Origin of the sequence: Carnobacterium inhibens subsp. inhibens DSM 13024, from assembly GCF_000746825.1 — a bacterium.
In the GTDB taxonomy this organism is placed as follows: Bacteria; Bacillota; Bacilli; order Lactobacillales; family Carnobacteriaceae; genus Carnobacterium_B; species Carnobacterium_B inhibens.
Genome location: NZ_JQIV01000006.1, coordinates 1192218 through 1212507 on the forward strand (window position 1 = coordinate 1192218; position 20290 = coordinate 1212507).

Consider the following 20290-nt stretch of genomic DNA (forward strand, 5'->3'; position numbering starts at 1 on the left):
CTTATTCTATTTCAATCCAAGCGTCACGTAGTTCTTCTACTAATTTGCGGCTGCGCTTCACATCTTCTGCATTTTTTGACACATTTGCTTTGATCAATTCACTAGCGATGTATTCATACATGCGATAAAGGTTTTCTGCGACCTCTCCGCCTTTTTCAAAATCTAACGTATTCATCAATTCAGCAATGATATCTTGTGCTTTAATCAATACTTGATTCGTTTTTTCAATATTCTTTTCAGCAATACTGATTTCAGCTAATTTCAAATTTTTGATGCAACCTTCATATAAAAGGACAATCAATTTTTTTGGAGATGCATTCAAAATTTGATTTTCTTTATAAATCGCTGATCCATTTTTTTGGTACATTGTTTCTACCCCCTACTATTCAATTTAATTGTTACTAGATACCTCTGTCTACAAATAACGGAGCACGTTGCACCGACACATAATTATCTCTAACTTTATTTTTTTGATTGATTTGTTTCATTTTATTCATCAAGCTTATTTTTTCGCCACGAATAGCGGCAATCATTTGTTGTTGTTTCGGAATAATTACAGTAAGAAGTTGTTTTTCAACTGAAGTGTACTGAAATGCCTCATCTTCACTTAATTGCTCTTCAATTTTTTTTAATTGATTCATGTTTCGTTCATTTTCAGATATCAGTGTTACAGCGTCTTCTGTACTTCCATTCCATGAATCCAGTAAAGATTTAATGTTTTCCAATACATCCGTTCGAAGTTTAGCACATTGAGTATCGGTTGTCATAGTGAGCACTCCTTTCTTAAATTGCTTTATTAAGTATAAGTACCTTTTAGTCTGCTGTACTAAATTGGCTTTGTAAGTAAGCAAGTTGCGACTCAGCTTCCATCATAGCTGTATCTAAGCGGGTAAACATAGCAACGTAATTTTCACGTTTTTTCACTAGACGCTCATTGAATTTTGTAATACTGCTAGATAGGTCTTTTAGTGATTTATCATAAGTGTCAGATTTAGTTGCAATAATTCCAGTCTTTTCTGAAATATACGTATTCACTAGTGCACGCATTTTTTGAGCCATACCCACTTCAGCTTCAGTGGTTACAATAGTTTCTTTACCATCCGCATCTATATTAGTTGTTTCAGTCGAAGTTGTTTGGAATAACACTTTTTTCACCGCTGTTGGATCATCTGCTAATGCTGTTTTTAATTTTCCTGTATCAAGAGTTGCGGCACCATAACGGTCTACTGAAATCCCAATTGATTCTAAATTGTTGTATGCAGCATTTCCAGTGCTCACGCTTTGAGTCATTAAAGAACGTAAACTTGACTGCAACCGCATTAAAGAACTATCACCTGCTAGTGCTCCAGTAGTATTCCCTTCTGCTGAAGGATCCCCTACGTCTAATTGATCGCCTATAAATGTTAAGGTTGAATTGTACTGATCTACAAATTCCTGAAATGCTTTTACTGACGTATCTGTATCTTCTTTAATACCAATAGTAATAGGTTTAGAGGCTTCCGTTACGCCTTTTAGTTCAAGTGTTAAACCTTCGACAGCATCGGTGATACTATTGGTATCGCGAGTCATTTCAATACCGTCTATCTTAAGTAGCGCTGACTGTCCAGCCACTTGTTTTGAGCTTGCTCCTAACCCTAGTTCATCAATCATACTGCCTGTGTCTGTTTTGCCACCAGCAGTTAATGTACCTTCAAACGACATTGTGCGTTCGCCCATTTTACTATCTGTCATAACAATTCGGTTATCAACAATTTTGGCTTGTATACCCGTTTCTTTTGACACTTCATTGATCTTGCCAACGATATCTTTCAAGCTGTCTTTTTCTAAAATTTTAATTTCAAATCCTGCTTTAGGCGTTTCACCCTCTACTTCTGGTCCGGTCTCTTCTTGATTTATAATGGTAAATGTTCCGGTTAGCCCCAAACTTTCTTTAATTGTTTTTCCAGCAGCTGAACTAATAACACCTGATGTTGTTTGGGTTGCAGTTGCTAATCGAGATACTTCAATGCTATAATCACTTGCTGTTGAATCAGTATTGGCCATAATGCTAACTTTACTTTCGTCACTGGATGTTGCTAGTTTTGATTGGAAGGTTTTATCCTCTCCGAGAGTACCTAGCTTTGTAAACAAACTATCTAACCGTGTATTGATATCTTTCCAAGCATTTTTTTCTGCTGTAATGCTTGTTTGCTTGTTTGTATATTGAACAAGCTTACCAGATTCGGCTTCAATCATTGAGTCAATTGTTGCTGAATCGATACCTGAATACGATCCTAAAAAACTAATACTACCAGCCATTATTTCACTCCTTTCGATCTATTATGATTCCCGCCATATCCCAAATGCCCGCAATAACATCAAGCATTTTTTCTGGAGGAATCTCTTTTACTACTTCTTCTGTTTGTTTATCGACCAATCTAACAACTGTTCTACCTGTACCTTCGTGCACTTTAAAATCAAATTGTGTATTTAGCCCCAATAAGAACTGATTGGCTTTTTCTATAGATTGTTCCAGTTCTTCTTTAGATATTTCAGAAACGATTATAGGTTCATTTATTTCTTTTGTACCTGACGTTCCTTTTATGTATGATTTTTGTATACCCGATTGATGGATTGCATTCGATTCTACTGGACGAATTTGAAGAGATTTAGTGACAGCTTGTATAATATCCATATCTGACAACTCCATTTCTCAACATCATATAGTTTACTATAAATAAAAAACCGGCACAATGCCGGCTTTTATTGTGCTTCAAAGTTTTCATGCAATTATTATTGTAATAATTGTAGTACGCCTTGTGGCATTTGATTAGCTTGTGCCAACATTGCTGTTGAAGCTTGAGAAAGAATATTTGATTTAGTAAAGCTCATCATTTCTTCAGCCATATCTACGTCAGTAATACGAGAATTAGCTTCTGATAAGTTTTCTTTTGTTGTAGCTAGGTTAGAAACAGTGTGATCTAAACGGTTTTGTGTTGCACCTAGGTTTGCACGTTCTGTTGATACTGAACTAATTGCATCGTCAAGTTTTCCAATAACTGTATCAAAATCAGCTGCTGATAAAGTATCAGTTGAAACGTCTAATTTATCTGCTACATCTAATACACCATCTGTAACAGTTCCAACTTTAAGAGATGCTGCTGTCATGTCTGCTACTTTTAACGTAATATCTTGTCCCTTGTTAGCACCGATTTGGAAAGTAAAGCTACTTCCTTCTCCTGCAGCTCCTTCTTTTAATAGTTTCTTACCATTAAATTCAGTTTGGTTAGCAATACGGTCTACTTCTAATGTTAATGAATCCATTTCTTTTTGGATTGCTCCCCTATCTTCAGAAGTATTCGTATCATTTTTAGCTTGAACAGCTAAATCACGCATGCGGTTTAAGATACTGTGTGTTTCTGTTAATCCACCTTCTGCTGTTTGAATCAATGAAATTCCATCTTGGGCATTACGTGAAGCTTGATTCATACCACTGATTTGGTTTTTCATTTTTTCAGAGATTGCTAAACCTGCTGCGTCATCCCCAGCTTTATTGATGCGTAGTCCAGATGATAATTTAGCTAGTGAACTGCTTTTTGAAGCATTAGCTGAAGTTAGTTGAGAGTAAGTATTCATTGCTGCTGTGTTTGTATTGATTCTCATTATATTGTTCCTCCTAAGTTTAAAATTTAATTGCTTTTCTTGGTTTATATCGGACGATTTTTAGTTTCGTTAATATAAAAGTTGAAATAAAAATTATTTATTTCAACTTTTATACTTACTGACTGATTCAAATTTTTATTGTAATAATTGTAGTACGCCTTGAGGCATTTGATTAGCTTGTGCCAACATTGCTGTTGAAGCTTGAGAAAGGATATTTGATTTAGTGAAGCTCATCATTTCTTCAGCCATATCTACATCAGTAATACGAGAATTTGCCTCTGAAAGGTTTTCTTTAGTTGTAGCTAAATTAGAAACTGTGTGGTCTAAACGGTTTTGTGTTGCACCTAAATTTGCACGTTCTGTTGATACTGAACTAATTGCTGTATCTAAATCTTCAATTACTTTATCAAAATCAGCTGCTGCAGTCGATACATCTGGACCAGTCATTGTGTCGCCTGTACCCGTACCTACTCCTAATTCACTAGCTGTCATATTAGATATACTTAACGTAATATCTTGTCCTTTGTTAGCACCGATTTGGAAAGTGAAGCTAGTACCACTAGTACCATCATCTGCAGTTAATAATTTTTTTCCGTTAAACTCTGTCTGATTTGCAATGCGGTCTACTTCTTTAGTAAGAGAATCCATTTCTTTTTGGATAGCTCCTCTATCTTCGTCAGTATTCGTATCGTTTTTAGATTGAACAGCTAAATCACGCATACGATTTAAGATGCTGTGTGTTTCTGTTAATCCACCCTCAGCTGTTTGAATCAATGAAATTCCATCTTGAGCGTTACGTGAAGCTTGATTCATACCGCTGATTTGATTTTTCATTTTTTCTGAGATTGCTAATCCTGCTGCATCATCCCCAGCTTTGTTGATACGTAATCCTGATGATAGTTTAGCTAATGAGCTGCTTTTTGAAGCGTTAGCTGATGTTAATTGAGAGTAAGTATTCATTGCTGCTGTATTTGTATTGATTCTCATGTTGTATTTCCTCCTAAAGTCTATTTTGTGAAGGTGTTGCCTTCTACATCTTATATCGGTATGTTTCTTTATCTATTAAGCTTTTTTTCTATGTTACTGAACAATCATGTTTTATTTAAATAAGCTTGCCTGATACTTCTTATATCGGCAGAGCAAATTAAGAGTTAAGTCTTTTTTATAAATTAAATAAAAAAAGACTATCTTAAAGATAGTCTAATATGCTTGTTTGCAATATTTTAGTTCCCATAGACAAAGATGCTTCATAAGCTGATTTTTCCATGGTGAATTGCATATATTTTTCAGCTACGTCAATGTCTTGATTTTCAGATAACATCGTTTTAAGGTTAAGTTTTTCACTGTCATTACGCTCTAATGTCGCAGTTAATCGATTAAAGATAGATCCGGTTTTAGAACGATTCGATACGACATTTTCAATTTCTTGATCTGCTCTGTCTAATAAGCCAGATAATTTTTCTGTGTCATCTGCGTCTAGAGCAGTTAATACCTCAGAAAAGAAAGAACCTATATTATCTGAACCATCCGCATTTTGTGCATTCATAAAGTTACGACCATCCGTACTCAATTCCACCGAAACACCTGGTGCAATTTCACGTGATAGATTTCCATTACCTTCAGCTGTTCCACTATAAGTAATCCCAGTAATTTCACCAGCTTCGTCTTTTTGTACTTCAAATGGCTTCTCTGTGGTGTTTTTTCCTGCAAAAACATAGCGTCCACCAAAATTGGTATTCAATGCATCAACAGTTCCTTGGATTTCAGATTCAATTTCGGCTTTATTGGCTTGACGATCTTCATGGCTAAGTGTGCCATTGGCTGAGTATTGAATCAGTGTTTTGATGCGTTGCATCGATTCTGTAGCACTGCTTAATGCAGAATCTTGTACATTGGTCCATTGAATCGCGTCATTGATGGTTGTTTTATATTGGTCATTTTGAATAATTGAATTATTTAAATCTAATATCTTTGACACTTTTAGCGGATCGTCAGAAGGTTTACTGACTTCTTTTAACGTTGACAATTGATTTTGGTATTTCATAACATTTGTTGTATTAGCCGAAAGATTGCGCAAAAAACTTTTCGACATTAACGAATCGGTTACACGCATTTCCTATACCCCCGTTCGGTTGATTAGCGTATCTAGCATTTCTGAAACAACTGAAATAATTCGAGAATTGGCTTCAAAGGCACTTTGATAGGCAATTGTATTGGTTACTTCTTCATTAATTGAAACACCTGAAACAGAATCTCTACGGGCTTCTAGAAGACTAACTAAACTTTCTTGACTGTCTACCATATTATCCGATTGTTGTTTCACAATTCCCATTTGTGTAACACTGTCATTATAAGCACCAGAAACAGTTGATCCGCCATTTTGATTTTTAATTGTCATTGTGGTTGGATCGTATTCAATTTCAGTTGGATTAACAGGATAGTCTAATTTTGTGTTTTGTAAAGCAGCAATGGCTTGGGCACGTGTACCATCTCCACTTACTACAGTTTCAATATTTTTTCCTGCATTGATTTTAGAAGTATCAGCTAATATTTCTTTATTCACTTGAATCGATGCAGCATAATTCTCATCTTCTCCTAAATCAAAGAAAGGTATTCCTTCTTCGCCATTGCTATGTACCTTGTTTACAGCTGTTGCAAAAGTATAAGCTAATTCATTTAATTCTTGTTTTTTAGTATCGATCTCAGTTAACGCTTCTTGAGATCCTTTAATATTTCCAGAAGTAATAGCGATGTTGGTTTCATTTACTACTAATTGTCCAGCAGGGTCTGGCGCAACACTCATTTTAGAAATAGAATCTTCGGTTAAAACAGATTCTCCACCAACCGTCACACTTACACGATTAAACTTATCATAGCTAGCCTCGACTCCAGCAATTCCTGTTAATTCGCTCAAGATTTTATCTTGTTGATCCAATAGATCATTAGGAGCTTGACCTTGAGAAGTCATATTGAAAATTTGTTTGTTTAGTGAATCTAATTGCTCTACCTTTGCGTTAAAATCTAACACATTTTTTTCAATATCTTGAACCGTACCTTCGTGAAGACTATCGATTTGATTAGACATATGGTGTAAGGTATCCGTGAACGTTTCTGAGTTTTGAGCTACCATTGTTTTAGCAGTCGCAAGTTCAGGGTTAGAACCTAAGTAAGTCCATGAAGAAAAGACTTGGCTTAAATTATTGTTTAATCCCGTTGTAGAAGGTTCGTTAAAGATCCCTTCTAATTGACCTAACACTTCAGACTTTTTACTGTACATTTCTAAAGAAGAGTTTTCATTTCTTAATTGTTTATTCACATAAGGATCAACGATGCGGTCAATAGAAGAAATTCTGACACCTGTACCGAGTTGACCAATTCCTCCTAATGTATACGGATTATCAGCTACCATAGTAACTTTTTGCCTAGAGTAACCTACTGTGTTCGCATTGGAGATATTGTGGCTGGTTGTTTGTAAAGCGGATTGTTGTACATTCAAGCCTTTGGTTGCATTGTTTAATGTTCCGAATAAACCTGACATTCTTTCACCTCATTATAGGGATTGGTCAATAAGATTAGCTTGTTGTGTGGTACTATAGTCTCCCTGTTTGGAGTAAGTAGACCCACCTGTTTTAACCCCTTTAGTAATAGCTTCCATCATTGTTTCTTGATACTGCAAAGCTTGTTTTGCTAGAGTTAAATTTGTTTCTTGCAAAATTTTAATGTCTTCCACCACTTCAATAAGGTCTGCTTTTGTTAATCCTTCTGTTATTAGTGTCGGAAGACTGTCTAAGAATAGTTGTTTTTTTTCCACAAGAGCTTTTACTTTTGCACTATCATTTTTAATTAATGCTTCTTTTTCATCTATAAGAACATTTTTAAATTTCAGTAGTGTCTCAAGTGCAGTCGTTTCTTTATTCATTACTTAGTAAACTCCCTTTGGTTGTTCATTGCTTGCATCATGCCATTCGCAATTTTTTCAGGTGAGACGTCATAGGTACCATTTAATACAGCCTTTTTAATTGCTTCTACATTTGATGACATTGCTACAGTATCGGTTGATTTAATCTTTGCCAATTGTTTAGCTGCATCCGAAATGTTAACTGTTACTGATTCTTCATTAATGTCTGCATTCGTTTTAGTTAAACCTTTGCTAGGTGTGTTTTCTTGATTTTGACGGACATTATTAACGTATTGGTTGTAGCCATTATTTCCTATTTTCATTGGTGGTGCTCCTTTCTTGTGCATGGTCTCAAGTTTTTGATTAGTTGACTTAGTTTTTGAATTAAGTTAGTTGTTATCTATCGGCAATTTTGCCTTACATGTTTACTATCGGCAGCTTTTTAAGATACTTAAGTCTTAGATTTAAAAAAACCTCTTCAATTTATTATTTACAGGTTGATAATTATTAGTGTTGTGAAATCATTTGAGCCTCTTACTTGAAGCTTCAGGAGGTCCCATTAGCTTTACACAAGCAAACCCGTTCATTCCAGAAGAAATTTCTTTTGAAGCACCAACACTATTTATGAAACATTTTTTTATGTACATCTGTTTATAAACTAGACTCTTCTACACTAGTCTCTTCTATACTAGCGGTTACTTTTCCAATATTCAAGATAAAACAAAAAAGCCAGAACAATTCATTCTGGCTTTTCCCATTTTCGTACATAATTAGTTCAAATGTTGAATGCGTTGTTCTTTGCTTAAAATGTTGGTGATTCGAATTCCGAAGCTTTCATTGATTACAACCACTTCGCCTTCAGCGATTAATTTTCCATTTACATAAATTTCTAAAGGTTCATCAGTCATTTTGTTTAGTTCCACAACTGATCCGGTTCCTAAAGACAAAATGTCTTTGATGGTTTTTTTGCTTTCGCCCAGCATAACGCTGAATTGCAATGGCACATCCATAATTAAATCTAAATTTCTTGGAGTCTTCAAACTGCCAGCATGTGTCAATTCTTGGAACTCAGGTTTTTGAATTGCGATTTTACCTTCTGTGCTTTGCAGTACTTGGCTAGTAGCCGGTTCGATTGGAACAGTAGGGGCTTCAGGTTTGGCCGGCAATTCACGGTCTTGAATCACTTCACCTTCATCTGCTAACACAATTTTTGAGATGTTTCTTACCGTCTCAAGAGTAAAGATCTGCATGATTTCACTTTGAATCAAGTCATCTACTGTCATCTGAAAAGCAATTTTGCAGACTGTCGTATCTCCACTAATTTTGTCGTAGTTGGTGTGTTCTTGGTCTTTCCATACTTCAACATCTGGCGGGAAAATATCTACAATGCGTTCCAACATGGTCGCCATAGCGGTAGCAGCAGAACCCATCATTTGGTTCATGGCTTCTCCTACAGCGCTTAATTCAAGCTCCGTAAATTCTTTTCCTTCAGCATCACCGTTTCCGTCCATCATGAGATCCGCAATAATAATCGCATCTTTTTCATTCATCATTAACAGGTTACTGCCAGCTAACCCTTTTTTAAATTTAATGGTTGTGACTACTTTTGGTACAACACTTTCGTCAATGATTTCTTGGAATTTCAAGCAAGACACAACAGGCGTCGTGATCGTTACTCGATGATTCAAGATCGAAGACAATGTCGTAGCGGCTTGAGACATGGAAATATTTCCAATTTCTCCAATAATATCTACTTGTGTTTGGTCAAGTGTGTCAGTTGTTTGTGGCTCAGGGATAGGGGCATTTCCATTCAACATTGCATCAATTTCTTCTTGCGTTAATTTTTCACTGCTCATTCGTCTGTCTCTCCTCCAATATACTGTAATACTTCAACCGCCATGTTTTTTCCTTTTAATCCTGGCTTAACAAAATAGCGTGGAAGTTTTTCCACAGATAAGATCAACGGATCAGATGTTTTACCATCTAAAGGAATGATGTCTCCCAATTCTAATTGTAGAAAGTTTTCCAACGTCATGACTGTTTCACCTAAAAGTACTTCTAGGTTTACTGGGGCAGAATGCAGACTTTTTTCTAATTTCCCACTATCTGAATGGTCGGTTTCTTTTTCAGAATGGAACCAATTGCGTAAACTTAATTTATCTAATATCCCTTCAAAAAAGATATAAGGAATACATAAATTAATAAATGTTCGAACATTAAACAATTCAACTGTGAATGTGACCAAAACGACTGGTTCATTTGGAGACATGGCTTGCATCATTTGAGGGTTGGTTTCTGTTGAATCCATTGTCCCTTTAATTTCTACCACATCACGCCAAGCCAATTCAAAAGAATGAACAAAATTCGTTAATACTTCTTCTAAGATTGCCATCTCAATATCGGTAAAACTTTCTTTCGTCATTTCCTCTGCGTTGTCTCGAATTTCCATACTGCCGCATAACAAATCAACCAATTGCAAACAAAGTTGCGGACTGATTTCTATGATCTGCGTTCCTTCTAATGGTGCAGAATGGAATAATCCCATTAACGTAAAGCGCGGAACCGAGTGCACAAACTCATCAAAACTGACTTGTTCGATTGAAGCTAACTGCACATCTACATTAGTTCTGACTTGAGTGGAAAGTATATTACCGATTATTTTAGTGAATTCTTCGAAAACCATATTTAATGTACTTATGTATTCTTTTGACAGACGAACAGGACGTCTAAAGTCATAGCTTTTGACCTTGTTTTTTTCCTGTTCTTGCTCGTCTAAACCTTTAGCATCAATTTCTCCACTTTCTACCGCTTGCAATAACGAATCAATCTCTTGCTGTGATAAAACTTGCTTCACTAGTTATCCCTCATTTTTATAAAAATAGTTTCTCCATGTTGATGACACTCACTATTTGGTCTTTTACTTGAATCACGCTAGACACTAGCTCATCAGTTTTATCATCCAACTGTTGAATAGCAGACGGTTCAATATCCAAAACCCATGCGACTTCATCTACCATGAATGCTATCTTTTCCTCATCATTTTTCACAATGATGATGTTATTGTAACATATTTCTTCGATTTCATCCTTGGGAGAAAGCAATTTATAAAAATTTATCAAAGTGATCACATTTCCGCGCAGATTAACAAGCCCTTGAACCCAAGCTGGAGATTGAGGGACTGGGGTCCAAGGCATTTTATTTGTTATCTCTTCAACGTTTTCAGATGAAAAGGCATAATAATTTTCGTTTAAAGTAAAAATAATCATCTGCATATTTTTGTCACCTTTACAGACTTGCTTTGTCTAAAGCTTTGATTACACGATCACTATCGAATGGTTTTACGATAAAATCGACTGCTCCAGAACGAATAGCGTCCATAACCATTCCTTGTTGTCCCATAGCACTACACATAACCACACGAGCAGCAGGGTCAAAAGCTTTGATTTCTTTTAACGCATCTACCCCATCCATTTCAGGCATGGTAATATCCATAGTTACTAGGTTTGGTTTTTCAGCTTTATATTTTTCAACGGCTTCAATCCCATTTTGTGCTTCTGCTACTACGTTATACCCATTCTTTTCTAAAATATCTTTCAATTTCATCCTCATAAAAGCTGCATCGTCTACGATCATTACATTTTTTGTCATTTGTTTTTCTCCTCTCAAACTGTTAGTGCTGTTAACATCTTTTCTATTATCCCTGGTTTTGGGACGAAATACAATGAAGATTCTAATCGATCGCCTAAATAATAAAATTCATTTTTAATGATCATGATAGAATCATCGTATTGGTTTTGTTCTAAATACACACTGCTCATAATGGCGCCGAACATATCTTCAATAATGATGGGCACAGACGTGATCAAGTTAGCATCCATTAGTTTCATTACTGCATTCAAAAATGAATTAACGAGTATGTTTACCAACTCTTGCAAGGCTGAATTAGCCAAGTCTTCCGAGTAAGGTGTATTTTCCGGCAACATCATAGCTACGATCGTCTCTGAGACTTGTTGATCGACTGTGAAAAGAAAGACACCTTCTGCATCTCCCATCATCTTAATGATGACGGATTTTATCACAGCTTCTTCCGGCATGATCTGCTCATAAACATCTGCATATTCCATCATTTCAATAACTGGAACCGTCATGTGGACCGGTTTTTCAATCAATTGAGATAAACTCGTTGCTGCATGTCCGCCACCAATATTGATCACTTCTTTTAGTACATCTAATTCCACTGCTGAGTAGTTAGACTTCACTGTACTCACCGATTCTTTCATTGCAAATAGCCGTTACATCCAAGATCAAAATGATGCTTCCATCTCCTAGAATGGTTGCGCCTAAGTATTTCTTCAGCATACTCAATTCTTGGCCTAGTTTTTTGATCACAATTTCTTGTTGTCTGACTAAATCGTCTACGACCAAGGCATTGTAGCTGTCTCCTTGTTTTACCAATACCAAGTGCAGATTGGTTTCTTCTATCGGTTCAATACCAAGTGATTGGTTCAAACGAACGACCGGAACAGCTAACCCTTCGTATTTATAGACTTCACGGTTGTGAATACGGATAATGTCTTCTTCGGTTACTTTAACAATCGTTTTGATGATCCCTAATGGAATTGCAAAAGAATCTTGTCCCACTTTTACAAGCAAGGATTGAATAATCGATAACGTTAAAGGCAAATTGATTTTGAAAACTGTTCCTTGGTTGACTACACTTTCCAATTCAACTGTTCCGCCTAGTTCAGTGATTTTTTGTTTAACAGCATCCATTCCTACACCACGGCCAGAAATACTGGTCACTTCTTTAGCTGTTGAAAATCCTGGATGGAAAATCAATTGTTGGATCTCTTTGTCGCTCATTCCTTCAGTTGAGATCCCTTTTCGTTCAGCACTTTCTTTAATAATGGTAGGATTAACACCTTTTCCATCATCGCTCAACGTCAATACTACTCGATTGCCTTCTTGATAAGCAGTAATTTTAATGGTTCCTTTTGGATCTTTGCCTAATTTTACACGATCAGCGGGCATTTCTACTCCATGATCAGCTGAATTACGCAACAAATGCACTAAGGGTTCACTTAGTTCAGAAACAACGGTACGATCTAATTCCGTATCTTCACCTTCGATAACCAACTCAAACTCTTTACCTAAATCGTTTGCTAAGTCTCGGATCATGCGAGGAAAACGAGTCATTACCGTACTGACCGGCTGCATTCTGATTTTCAAAACCAAATCTTGTAATTCAGAACTGATCCTTGCTACGTGGTCCAACGGTTCTTTCATTTCAGATACTTGCATTTGGTCGCTTAAGTCTTCTAATCGCGTACGGTAGATTACCAATTCTGACACTAAATTCATAAAGGAATCTAATTTTCCGATATCTACTCTGATGGATTGATTCATTGCATGACTTTGGCCTTTTGCTTTAGTTGTTTTTTCAACTTGAGCAGGTTTAGCAGCACCTTCAACGGTTGTAATTGCTGTTTGTTCCACTTGATTTTCTTGCGGCTCAGACGGAGTCGTTTCAGGTTCTTTCACGATTAAATCTTCTGCTTGTTGAACCGTTTGAATCAATACTTCTTCAATTTCACTATTGTCTAACGCCAAGTTGAAAACTGTTTCTTCATCCAATTTGCTGACATAGATCAGTTTAAACACACTGCCGAAATCGTCATTTTCAAGAACTTCTGTGCCTGGTTCAGAATATAACACATCTCCATGTTGTTCCAACTTACTCATCACAAGATACACGCGGGCATTTTTCATTGAACTATCTTCATCAATTCGGATAGCCAATACATAAGCATTGTAACCATCTTCTTTTGCTGCTTCAATGATCATTAAGTCTGAGTCTTCTACATTTTCTAAGGCTAGATTAAGGGATGAACTTGTTTCTTGTTCCATTATCACTGTTCCTTGTGCTGTAGAACTATCACCGGAAGCTACATTATCCAACCGTTGAATCAAGTTTTTGATATCGCGTTCTGCTTCATTTCCTTCTCTTAAATCTTCCACTAAGTCAGACAAGGTATCTAAACAATCAAATATTAGAGCGATTGAAGTTGCATCGGCCGGAATGATCTTTTGCTTCAATAAATCAAATACGTTTTCCATTTTGTGGGTCAATTTAGCCATTGTATCGTAGCCCATTGTTGCAGCCATTCCTTTAATCGTATGAGCTGACCGAAACATAACGTCTACAATACTGGAATCTTCAGGATGGTTTTCTAATTCAAGTACTTGTTCATTCAAACTTTGTAAATGTTCGTCTGTTTCTTCAAAAAATAAATCGAGGTATTTACTATTTTCGTCCATAGTGTCCCTCCCTTTCATTGTTTCTCGTAGTTTCTTTTGTGTTATATTTTTTCATAAATGAAAGAAGCTCGTTTAATAAGTCCGTACTTCTCTGGACTATAAATGGTTTCTGTCGCTCCAGTGAAAAACAAGCCGCCAGGAACCAATGCATCACTGAATTTTTGGTACAATTCTTCTTTTACTTCATTTTTAAAATAAATGGTCACATTGCGGCATACGATCACGTTGTATCCTGTTCCAAAGCGGTCCCCAATTAAATCATGTTTTTTAAAAGCTACTTTATTCTTGATTTGTTCAGATAAATAAAATGCATTATCTTCTTGAGTAAAGTAGTTCTGGCGATTCTTTTCATCAACATTTTTGATTTCTACACTTGAGTAGATTCCTTTTTTAGCTTTCGCTAAAATTGTTTCATCAATATCTGTAGCCGTTATTTTTTCCGCATGCTTGATGTTATGATTGGTCATGATCATAGCCAACGAATAAGCTTCTGCTCCGGTAGAACAAGCAGCACTCCAGATTTTTAAAGCACCAAACTTTGGCTCTAAATACGATACCATCAATTCTTCGAATTCATCAAACACTTCTTTATTACGGAAAAAATCCGTTACATTAATGGTAATGTAATTCAAAAAGTTCTTTTTCACTATAGGATCTGATTGTATTTTAACCGCATATTCTTCCAACGTTGCTGCACCGGTATTCTTCATGATCGTGCCAATCCGTCTTTGAAGCTGTTTTTCTTTGTATCCTTCTAGATTAATATTTAAATGTTCTTTTGTCCACGCGTAAAAAAAATCGAAATTCAACATTTAGCTTCGCATCCTTATCATCCAATTGATCAATTCTGATATTTCATCTAAACTGGCGATCTCGTCAATAACACCTTTTTGTACCGCATTACCTGGCATCCCATAAACAATTGATGTCTCTCTGTTTTGAGCCACTGTAAAACCGCCTGCTTTTTTAATTTTAGCTAACCCGCGAGCTCCGTCATGACCCATTCCGGTTAAAATAAAGCTGACTAAATCACTGCCATAAACTTCAGCAGCAGCTTCAAATAAGTAATCGACAGCTGGTCTCACACCATGTAGCTTATCTACTTCATTTAGTTTGATGCAGTTATCTTCAATAATCATATGGTATCCACCTGGAGCAACATAAACGACACCGCCTTTGATTGGCATACCATCTTCGGCTTCTACTACATTTGCTGCAGATTCTTTGTCCAACCGTTTAGAAAATGACGTTGTAAATCCTTTTGGCATGTGTTGAACAATAAAAATAGGAAAGCTTAAGTTTTCCGGCAATGATCGAATAATCGAAAACAATGCTTTAGGTCCGCCGGTTGAAGCACCTATCGTAATGGCTTTTACTTTCTTTGGTAATCTTTTTTCTAATTCATTTGCCTGCAACAGTGATGTTTCTAGTGGTCGTTCACTTTTTTTCTGTTCAAATAAAGGTTTGATTTTATCTGCTACTTCGTTTTTGAATCCATCTGTTTGATTTCTGATATCATGTGGCTTTTCAATAAAATCCATTGCTCCCAAGTCCAAAGCAGCGATTGTATTGTCTTCTCCGCTAAACGAACTCATCATGATAACCGGTATAGAGTAATCTTTCTTTATGATCTCAAGTGTTTCTAGCCCATTTAATCCCGGCATTTCAATATCCAATGTGATCACATCAGGTTGAAGCTGCGGAATTGCCTTTAGCGCATCTCGACCATTTCTAGCCGTCCCGATAACTTCCAATCCCTCAATACTCGCTATCGTTTCACTGATAACTTTTCTCATGAAAGGAGAATCATCCACAACCAGTACTTTTATATTCACTCTTTATTACTCCCCTATCCCTGTTTACAGTACAATTATTTCTCTATTCACCATTCGAATATTCACTGTAAAGGTGGCTAAGTCTACGCTCATTGTTCTGCCCATGTTTCCTCCAGTATGATTGGCTAATAAAGGAATCCCTAGTTGTTTCAAAACTTCTTCAACCGCAAGTACATTTCGATCTCCGATACTTCCATGCGGAAGATCTTTAGAAAATTGAAACATACTTGCGCCACCTGCTATTTTAGCCACAAGCGGATTATTGTTGGTTCGTTTATTTATTTCTGATACCATGTGAGGAATAGCTAAATCAGCAAATTTTTCAACTTTGCTGGCATCTTTGAACGCACTGCTCTCAGGCAGCATGATGTGGCTCAATCCGCCGATTTTTGTTTTAGGATCATAGAGCGCAATGCCTACACAAGAGCCCAACCCTACTGTTATTAACGTTTGAGGTTGTTGTGCAACTTTATAATCTGAGATCCCAACCCTTAATTCATCTGCCATACATCTTTCACCATTCCTCTAACCATTCTTATCGATTCATCAATGACAGCAATTCATGTTCGCCATATTCTGAAAAAATACTATTCACATCTAATTGTAAAATGATGCCCTCTTCTGTTCTGATAAAAGCCATCACATAACTAGCTGCTTCTTGATTTCTTTTCTCTGATACTTCATGATCACTATTGTCAAAAGAACGAATAGTGGTTACTTTATCTACTGCTAAACCAATCTTTTTCTCTTGCCAACTTACAACGATCACTTTAGTTTCATCGATCACTTCTGTTTTACGTTGGAAGAACCGTTCACTTAAATCAATGATCGGTAAAATACCGTCCCCGTAATCTATCGCTCCTAATACATAGTCAGATGTATCTGGGATCTTTGTTAATTCTTCGACATGAATGATTTTTTCAGTTACTTCGATTGGAACGGCAAAACTTTGACCACCACTATTAAACACAACAAACTTTTCCATTATTCTACTCCTCCGTTTTATTTATAGGATAATGAACGTGTACCAACTTTGTGAGCATACGCCACATTCCATTCCCATTGTTTTATTTTCTAATCCAACTTAAATTGATTCGTTTCTTCTTTTAATTCATTCGCAATAGATTCTAATTTGGCGATACTTGAAGAAAATTCTTCCATTGTAGCTAAAATTTCTTCCGCATTTGCAGACACTTCCTCAGTTCCAGCTGAGTTCTCTTCTGCTGAAGCAGCAATATTTTCAATCGCTACCACTGTTTCATCTTTTTTAGCTGAGATAACAAAGCCTAAGCTAGCTACATTCATAATACTTTCAACCAATTTATCCATTTGATCCGTTACTTTATTTGATGAATCGATTGCTTCATTAATCGTTTTCGTTTGGACTTCACTTTCTGCATGGGATTGTTCTACTTTGTTGACCATTTCATTTGATTTTTCTTGGATTGTTTTGATAATTGCTGCAATATCTTTTGTTGATTCGTCACTCTTCTCAGCTAATTTTCTGATTTCATTAGCAACAACTGCAAATCCTCGACCACTTTCTCCTGCACGAGCAGCTTCAATAGAAGCATTCAATGCTAACAGATTAGTCTGGTCAGATATTCCATCAATAACTTTAACAATTTTTTCAATATTTTGAATATCTTCATTTACATCGTGAATACTATCGCCTAATTTATTCATTGTCTCAATCGTGGTTTCCCAATTCTCATGAACGACAGCCATCATTTGAGAGTTTTTACCATTTGCAATCGTCGTATCATCGGTATGTTGACCCATTTTTTGGATGTTTTGATCAATTTCACCTAATGTTTTAGATAATTCTTCCATTTTCCCTACTGTATCCTCAGTATCTTGTGTTTGGATACTTGTTGCTTGAGCAATACCCGTGATTGTTTCAGATACTTCTTCTGTTGCGGAAGTGGTTTGTTTAGAAATATCGTTCAATGTTTGAGTCATATCCGTTAAATGATTGCTTTTTTGTTGAATGCCTCCTACCATTTCTCTGAATTGATGCATCATTTTATTAAAAGCAAATCCAATTCTTCCGATTTCATCACTATTTTCATTAATTGTTTTTCGTTTTCTAAACGCTTTAAAGTAAGGTTTATTTGGTAGAATATTAAAATCTTCGCTGGTAATTTCTGCAGTCAAATCTCCAGCTTCAACTTTACTGAAAGCTTTAGTCAATGCTTTGGCAATCGTCATAACATATTTTGAAGCCATCAATGCACTTAGTATGGCGATAATGATGCCGATAACTAAACCAATAAGAGCTGATCGTTTTGTAGCATTTACTTCATTAGCCATTTCGTCCTCGCCAACTACTCCATACACAGTCATTCCTAATCGGCTGGCTTTAGCATAGTAGCTGTCAATTTCTTGATTATTATTTTCATCATAAATATAACCTGTTTGGTCTGTTGCCTCTTTGACTAAGGTACTGTCACTAATATTCGTTCCAATTTTCTTAGGATCATTATCCATCAAATAATCCCCTGATTCAGAAAGAACAAAAAAGTGTCCAGTATTGCCGTTTTGTATAGAAGTTAAGTAGGTATTCATTCTCTCTAAGTTTAAATCAATTGCTAAAACACCATAAAAAGTGTCATCTACAATGATTGCTCTAGAAAGAGTCATTGCCATAGACCCTGTCTTTGCATCACGATAGGGCTCACTCCAAATCATTGCGCCATTACGTTTGACTGCTCTTTGGTACCAAGTTGTTGCACTTGCATCAAAGTCTGAGTCTAAATCTTCAACTGTTCCCATGACTTCTTGATTTTCAGGTGCATAATAAGCATTTCCTATGTACATACTATTGTTCAAAACAAATTGTAATTCTTCTTGAACGAAGGCCTGAGCATCTTCATCCTCAGCAACTTCTTGAAATTCTGGCTTTTCGGCTAAAGAATTAATGGTATTTTCTAATTCTTGACCAATCCAGTCTAGTTGCGTTGTGAATTGTGTGGCTAGATTCTTTTCACTTTGTTCAATACGCTGAGATAGCAAATTTTGTGTACTGTAATAATTCATGACCAACACAATAATGATCGGTAGTGTGATCATTACAATCAAAGTAGGGATGATCATCAATCTAATACTTTTTTTCCTTTGACTCTTCTTTTCACGTAGCTTCTTCACCAACAAGCTCCTCCTTATGTAAAACTTCTCTAAAAACAATATTTTTTTACTAACTGTATTTTATTAAAGTTCTCATTGCTCTTTTTATTTAAACGTTTATTAAATAGCATATCGGTATTTTCCTTTCTTTCTTAAGGGTTTAAGTTTCTTTTTTTATTTGTTCTTAATGTTGTCACACCTTATCCATCGAAATAAAAAGTGATTGATTATTTTTAACATTGCGTACAAACACTAAAAATCAAAAAATAAGCACCCTTTTATACTGAAAAGTAAAAGGATGCTTAGTTTTGTTTTATTCAATTTATTGAGACTTGTTACTTTTATCGCTTAAGGCAATTTATTTCCAGCTGCTCGATAAATGTCATACCATTCTTCATGTGTGATGCGCACTTCAGAAGCTTTTGCATAATCTGTCAAACGCTCTGGAGTCATTGTTCCAACAATTGCTTGTATATGTGCTGGATGGCGTAAAATCCAAGCAATAGCCGTTGCTGAATTCGATAAGCCGTAACGTTCACCAATTTCTTTCAACTTTGAATTTATTTCAGGGAAGTTTTCGTTATCCACAAAGATATCTCCACCGCTTTTGATCGGTGACCACGCTTGCAATGTCATATCTTCTAAACGACTATAATCCAATATTCCACCATCTCGATTTATCCCATTATCAAACTCAGTATTCACGTTTATTCCAGCATCCACCATACCAGTATGCATCGCACTAAACTGCATTTGGTTCGCGACTAAAGGTTGCTTTACATATTTTTTCAATAATTCAATCTGGTAAGGATTGTGGTTGCTGACACCAAAATTGCGGACTTTTCCGCTTTTTTCTAATTCTTCAAAAACTTCAGCTACGATCTCTGGTTCAACCAATGCATCTGGACGGTGCAATAACAACGCGTCTAAGTAATCTGTATTTAAGCGTTTCAAGATATCGTCTACACTCGTTACTAAATGCTCTTTTGAAAAATCATAACTCCCTTTTCGAATGCCTACTTTAGATTGGATCAACATTCTTTCTCGTAGAGAAGGATCCATTTCGATTACTTTTCCTAACGTTTCTTCGGCTTTTCCACCACCATAGATATCGGCTAAATCAAAAAAATCAACTTCTAAGTTTAAAGCATTTCTCACTACTTTATCAGCTTCTTCTGGTGATAATTTCCCCATTGACATACAGCCTAATGCAATATTTGGTACCATTAATTCACTTTTCCCTAAAAACATTCTTTTCATATTCATTAACCTTCTTTCTTTTATCTAAGAAATCGTTTTCAGTATACCACTTTTGACTATTTTTTACTAAAGATAGAATGTTCATTACCTTCGTTCAATTTGCATATTAGACTGCTTTTTTTTGCTCAGTGTATGTTAGTTGACGTAAGAATAAAGCTTCTTTTATAAGTAACTACTGAATTTTTTAAATCCTTTCAAATTTTAAGTACAT

Annotated in this window: 22 protein-coding genes; all 22 read right to left on the bottom strand. The window is 36.0% G+C overall.

The genetic code is table 11. The features are described 5' to 3' along the window. Position 1: 1 nt before the first annotated feature. The 22 genes from fliS to BR65_RS06930 all read right to left on the bottom strand — a co-directional run bounded on the left by fliS (position 2) and on the right by BR65_RS06930 (position 20079). On the bottom strand, positions 2 to 367 hold the full coding sequence (gene fliS / locus BR65_RS06825) for a flagellar export chaperone FliS (RefSeq protein ID WP_034537475.1): 366 nt from the start codon (positions 365 to 367) through the stop codon (positions 2 to 4). Between the two features lie 34 nt (positions 368 to 401). Beyond that, positions 402 to 767: a hypothetical protein gene (locus BR65_RS06830; protein WP_034537477.1), complete on the bottom strand. Its 366-nt coding sequence runs from the start codon at positions 765 to 767 to the stop codon at positions 402 to 404. A gap of 46 nt (positions 768 to 813) precedes the next feature. After that, positions 814 to 2298: a flagellar filament capping protein FliD gene (fliD, locus tag BR65_RS06835; protein WP_034537480.1), complete on the bottom strand. Its 1485-nt coding sequence runs from the start codon at positions 2296 to 2298 to the stop codon at positions 814 to 816. A gap of 4 nt (positions 2299 to 2302) precedes the next feature. After that, positions 2303 to 2674, bottom strand: coding sequence for a flagellar protein FlaG (locus BR65_RS06840; protein WP_244877154.1), 372 nt, complete (start codon positions 2672 to 2674; stop codon positions 2303 to 2305). A 98-nt stretch (positions 2675 to 2772) separates the two neighbouring features. Beyond that, positions 2773 to 3642 carry a flagellin N-terminal helical domain-containing protein gene (locus tag BR65_RS06845; protein WP_034537485.1) on the bottom strand — a complete coding sequence of 290 codons (870 nt, stop codon included), beginning with the start codon at positions 3640 to 3642 and terminating at the stop codon, positions 2773 to 2775. A gap of 135 nt (positions 3643 to 3777) precedes the next feature. Continuing rightward, positions 3778 to 4629, bottom strand: a complete 852-nt coding sequence (locus tag BR65_RS06850; RefSeq protein ID WP_034537488.1) for a flagellin N-terminal helical domain-containing protein — start codon at positions 4627 to 4629, stop codon at positions 3778 to 3780. A gap of 202 nt (positions 4630 to 4831) precedes the next feature. Beyond that, positions 4832 to 5755, bottom strand: coding sequence for a flagellar hook-associated protein FlgL (gene flgL, locus BR65_RS06855; protein ID WP_034537491.1), 924 nt, complete (start codon positions 5753 to 5755; stop codon positions 4832 to 4834). Between the two features lie 3 nt (positions 5756 to 5758). Then, entirely contained in the window at positions 5759 to 7180 is a 1422-nt protein-coding gene (gene flgK, locus BR65_RS06860; RefSeq protein WP_034537494.1) for a flagellar hook-associated protein FlgK, read from the bottom strand. A 12-nt stretch (positions 7181 to 7192) separates the two neighbouring features. Then, positions 7193 to 7561, bottom strand: a complete 369-nt coding sequence (locus BR65_RS06865) for a flagellar motor switch protein (RefSeq protein ID WP_034537496.1) — start codon at positions 7559 to 7561, stop codon at positions 7193 to 7195. Next, complete coding sequence (gene flgM / locus BR65_RS06870; protein ID WP_034537498.1) at positions 7561 to 7863, bottom strand: flagellar biosynthesis anti-sigma factor FlgM; 303 nt, start codon at positions 7861 to 7863, stop codon at positions 7561 to 7563. The genes BR65_RS06865 and flgM overlap by 1 nt, the downstream gene beginning before the upstream one ends. A gap of 447 nt (positions 7864 to 8310) precedes the next feature. After that, positions 8311 to 9396 carry a flagellar motor switch phosphatase FliY gene (gene fliY, locus BR65_RS06875; RefSeq protein WP_034537500.1) on the bottom strand — a complete coding sequence of 362 codons (1086 nt, stop codon included), beginning with the start codon at positions 9394 to 9396 and terminating at the stop codon, positions 8311 to 8313. Then, positions 9393 to 10394: a flagellar motor switch protein FliM gene (gene fliM / locus BR65_RS06880; RefSeq protein ID WP_034537502.1), complete on the bottom strand. Its 1002-nt coding sequence runs from the start codon at positions 10392 to 10394 to the stop codon at positions 9393 to 9395. Before fliM ends, fliY begins: the two co-directional genes overlap by 4 nt. A 16-nt stretch (positions 10395 to 10410) precedes the next feature. Beyond that, positions 10411 to 10812, bottom strand: coding sequence for a chemotaxis protein CheW (locus BR65_RS06885; protein WP_034537504.1), 402 nt, complete (start codon positions 10810 to 10812; stop codon positions 10411 to 10413). 13 nt (positions 10813 to 10825) lie between these two features. After that, a complete protein-coding gene (locus BR65_RS06890) occupies positions 10826 to 11188 on the bottom strand; it encodes a response regulator (protein WP_023179056.1) in 363 nt (120 codons plus the stop codon). 14 nt (positions 11189 to 11202) lie between these two features. Continuing rightward, positions 11203 to 11799: a chemotaxis protein CheC gene (locus tag BR65_RS06895; RefSeq protein ID WP_244877155.1), complete on the bottom strand. Its 597-nt coding sequence runs from the start codon at positions 11797 to 11799 to the stop codon at positions 11203 to 11205. Next, positions 11789 to 13858 (bottom strand): chemotaxis protein CheA, encoded by a 2070-nt coding sequence (locus tag BR65_RS06900; protein ID WP_034537508.1) that lies wholly within the window; start codon positions 13856 to 13858, stop codon positions 11789 to 11791. The genes BR65_RS06895 and BR65_RS06900 overlap by 11 nt, the downstream gene beginning before the upstream one ends. A 41-nt stretch (positions 13859 to 13899) precedes the next feature. Continuing rightward, entirely contained in the window at positions 13900 to 14670 is a 771-nt protein-coding gene (locus BR65_RS06905; protein WP_034537509.1) for a CheR family methyltransferase, read from the bottom strand. After that, entirely contained in the window at positions 14671 to 15693 is a 1023-nt protein-coding gene (locus BR65_RS06910; protein WP_051932687.1) for a protein-glutamate methylesterase/protein-glutamine glutaminase, read from the bottom strand. 24 nt (positions 15694 to 15717) lie between these two features. Next, entirely contained in the window at positions 15718 to 16200 is a 483-nt protein-coding gene (locus BR65_RS06915; protein WP_034537510.1) for a chemotaxis protein CheD, read from the bottom strand. 28 nt (positions 16201 to 16228) lie between these two features. Then, on the bottom strand, positions 16229 to 16678 hold the full coding sequence (locus BR65_RS06920; protein WP_034537512.1) for a chemotaxis protein CheW: 450 nt from the start codon (positions 16676 to 16678) through the stop codon (positions 16229 to 16231). 89 nt (positions 16679 to 16767) lie between these two features. Beyond that, positions 16768 to 18840 (bottom strand): methyl-accepting chemotaxis protein, encoded by a 2073-nt coding sequence (locus BR65_RS06925; RefSeq protein ID WP_244877156.1) that lies wholly within the window; start codon positions 18838 to 18840, stop codon positions 16768 to 16770. 327 nt (positions 18841 to 19167) lie between these two features. Further along, the gene (locus BR65_RS06930) at positions 19168 to 20079 is read right to left on the bottom strand and encodes an aldo/keto reductase (protein ID WP_034537513.1); all 912 of its coding nucleotides are present in this window, start codon (positions 20077 to 20079) and stop codon (positions 19168 to 19170) included. Between the last annotated feature and the right edge of the window lie 211 nt (positions 20080 to 20290).